This is a genomic window from Xanthobacter sp. BG11Y11_SDJG, assembly GCF_057364445.1.
In genome coordinates this window covers 1-2,970 of record NZ_JBNFNU010000465.1, presented here as the reverse complement: position 1 = coordinate 2,970, position 2,970 = coordinate 1, and the positions used below count along the sequence as shown (strand labels likewise).

General features: G+C 67.2%; 3 protein-coding genes. All 3 read left to right on the top strand.

Annotation, left to right across the window (positions count from 1 at the left end):
• Positions 1-55: 55 nt before the first annotated feature.
• The 3 genes from AC2W7M_RS22940 to sufC all read left to right on the top strand — a co-directional run bounded on the left by AC2W7M_RS22940 (position 56) and on the right by sufC (position 2,858).
• Positions 56-415, top strand: coding sequence for an aminotransferase class V-fold PLP-dependent enzyme (locus tag AC2W7M_RS22940; protein WP_486135192.1), 360 nt, complete (start codon positions 56-58; stop codon positions 413-415).
• A 131-nt stretch (positions 416-546) separates the two neighbouring features.
• Complete coding sequence (gene sufB, locus AC2W7M_RS22935; protein ID WP_486135190.1) at positions 547-2,025, top strand: Fe-S cluster assembly protein SufB; 1,479 nt, start codon at positions 547-549, stop codon at positions 2,023-2,025.
• Positions 2,026-2,111: 86 nt separating this feature from the next.
• On the top strand, positions 2,112-2,858 hold the full coding sequence (gene sufC / locus AC2W7M_RS22930) for a Fe-S cluster assembly ATPase SufC (protein WP_486135188.1): 747 nt from the start codon (positions 2,112-2,114) through the stop codon (positions 2,856-2,858).
• The last annotated feature ends 112 nt before the right edge of the window (positions 2,859-2,970 follow it).

The window sequence follows — 2,970 nt, the reverse complement described above, 5'->3', positions numbered from 1 at the left end:
CGGCGGCAGCGCGCGCCGGCTATAGAGCGGCGGCGAGCCCGCGCGCCTCGCCGCCCTGCGCGACCGCATGGAGGCGGAGATTGCCGCCCGCATTCCCGGCGCGGTGGTGGTGGGGTCCGGTTCGCCGCGCATTCCGAACACCAGCCTTATTGCTTTTTCCGGCGCGAGGGCCGAAACCCTGGTGATTGCCCTCGACCTTGCCTACGTAAGTGTCAGCGCCGGATCGGCCTGCGCGTCGGGGAAGGTGGGGGCGTCCCACGTCCTGACCGCCATGGGCGTCGACGGGGAGCTGGCGTCCGGCACGGTGCGCCTCTCCCTCGGCTGGTCCTCCACCGAAGAGGACGTGGCGCGCGCCGTCGATGCTCTCGCCAAGGCCGTGCCGCAGACCGGCGGGCGACCGGTGCGGGCCGCCTGAGGCGCCCGACGGGCGTCGCGGGGGATACAGAGTTTGCCGCCCGTGGGCGGCGGAGTGAAATATCCGTCCCTCGGGGCGGACTGGAACTTGACCCGCGGGCCTTGACCCCGCGCGGGAGAGGAGACGAGAAGATGCCTGCGGTCCAGGAGACCGTCGAGCGCGTCCGCGCGATCGACGTCGATCAATACAAGTACGGTTTCACCACCGACATCGAGTCCGAGCTTGCCCCCAAGGGCCTGGACGAGAGCACGGTGCGCTTCATCTCCGCCAAGAAGAGCGAGCCGGAATGGATGCTGGAATGGCGCCTCGACGCCTTCCGGCGCTGGCTCACCATGCGCGAGCCCACCTGGGCGCGGGTGAGCTACCCGAAGATCGACTTCCAGGATCTCTATTACTACGCCGCGCCCAAGGCCAAGGCGGGGCCGAAGTCCATCGACGACATCGACCCGGAGATCCTCAAGACCTACGAGAAGCTCGGCATCCCGCTGCGCGAGCGCGACGCGCTGCTCGGCATCGAGACGACCGGCGGCTCCAAGGTGGCGGTGGACGCGGTGTTTGATTCGGTGTCGGTGGCTACCACCTTCAAGGCCGAGCTGGCGAAGGCGGGCGTCATCTTCTGCTCGATCTCGGAGGCCATCCGCGAGCATCCCGATCTGGTGCGGCAGTATCTCGGCTCGGTGGTGCCGGTGTCGGACAATTTCTACGCCACGCTCAACAGCGCCGTGTTCTCCGACGGCTCCTTCGTCTACGTGCCCAAGGGCGTGCGCTGCCCCATGGAGCTTTCCACCTATTTCCGCATCAACGAGAAGAATACCGGCCAGTTCGAGCGCACCCTCATCATCGCCGACGAGGGCGCCTATGTGAGCTATCTCGAAGGCTGCACCGCCCCCCAGCGCGACGAGAACCAGCTGCACGCCGCGGTGGTGGAACTGGTGGCGCTCAAGGATGCGGAGATCAAGTACTCCACCGTCCAGAACTGGTATCCGGGCGATGCCGAGGGTAAGGGCGGCATCTACAATTTCGTCACCAAGCGCGGCGACTGCCGCGGCGACAATTCCAAGATCTCCTGGACCCAGGTGGAGACCGGCTCGGCCATCACCTGGAAGTATCCGAGCTGCATCCTGCGCGGCGACAATTCCCAGGGCGAGTTCTATTCCATCGCCATCTCGAACGGCCACCAGCAGGTGGATTCGGGCACCAAGATGATCCATCTCGGCAAGAACACGTCGAGCCGCATCATCTCCAAGGGGATCGCCGCCGGCCATTCGGAGAACACCTATCGCGGCCTCGTCTCCGCCCACCGGCGGGCGAGCGGCGCGCGAAACTTCACCAACTGCGACTCGCTGCTGATCGGCGACAAGTGCGGCGCCCACACCGTGCCCTACATCGAGGCCAACAATGCCTCGGCCATGTTCGAGCACGAGGCCACCACCTCGAAGATCTCCGACGACCAGAAGTTCTACTGCCTCCAGCGCGGCCTGTCCGAGGAGGAGGCGGTGGCGCTGATCGTCAACGGCTTCGTCAAGGACGTGCTCCAGCAGCTGCCCATGGAGTTCGCCGTGGAGGCGCAGAAGCTCATCGCCGTCAGCCTTGAGGGCAGCGTGGGCTGAGGCCCGCGCTTCCCGCACCGGCCCCATTCCGCGACGCGCGCCGCCCGAGGCGCGCGCCCGCTCGACATCCGAAGGACTGAACGTTCATGCTCGACATCCGCAACCTGCACGCCCGCATTGACGACCGCGAGATTCTCAAGGGCCTCGACCTCACCATCAATGCCGGCGAGGTGCACGCCATCATGGGGCCGAACGGCTCCGGCAAGTCCACGCTCTCTTATGTGCTCGCCGGCAAGGACGACTACGAGGTCACGGACGGCACCGCGACGCTCGACGGCGAGGACCTGCTGGAGATGGAGCCGGACGCGCGCGCCGCCGCCGGCCTGTTCCTCGCCTTCCAGTATCCGATCGAGATCCCCGGCGTCGCCAACATGACGTTCCTGCGCACGGCGCTGAACGCCCAGCGCAAGGCGCGCGGCGAGGCCGAAATCTCGACCCCCGATTTCCTGCGCCTCGTGAAGGAGAAGGCCTCCGACCTCGGCATCTCCCAGGAGATGCTCCGGCGCGGCGTGAACGTGGGCTTCTCCGGCGGCGAGAAGAAGCGCAACGAGATCCTCCAGATGTCGATCCTCGCGCCGAAGCTCTGCATCCTCGACGAGACCGATTCCGGCCTCGACATCGACGCGCTCAAGATCGTCGCCCAGGGCGTGAACGCGCTGCGCGCGCCCGATCGCGCCATGCTGGTGATCACCCACTACCAGCGCCTGCTCGACCATATCGTGCCGGACGTGGTGCATGTGATGCACCAGGGCCGCATCGTGCGCTCCGGCGGCAAGGAGCTGGCGCTTGAGCTGGAAGCCTCCGGCTATGCCGCCTACGGCGACGCGGCGTGAAGGCGGGCGAGATGAACACCGAGATCCGCACCCTGCGCACGGCGGGCGAGGAGGGCTTCGCAAAGGCCGCCGAGGCGCGCCTCGCCGCCGAGCCCACCACGGGCCGCATCGG

What these genes read in the sequence shown, in the direction of transcription:
- sufC (WP_486135188.1), top strand. Translation starts at nt 2,112, where the DNA reads ATGCTCGACATCCGCAACCTGCACGCCCGCATTGACGACCGCGAGATT.
- sufB (WP_486135190.1), top strand. Translation starts at nt 547, where the DNA reads ATGCCTGCGGTCCAGGAGACCGTCGAGCGCGTCCGCGCGATCGACGTC.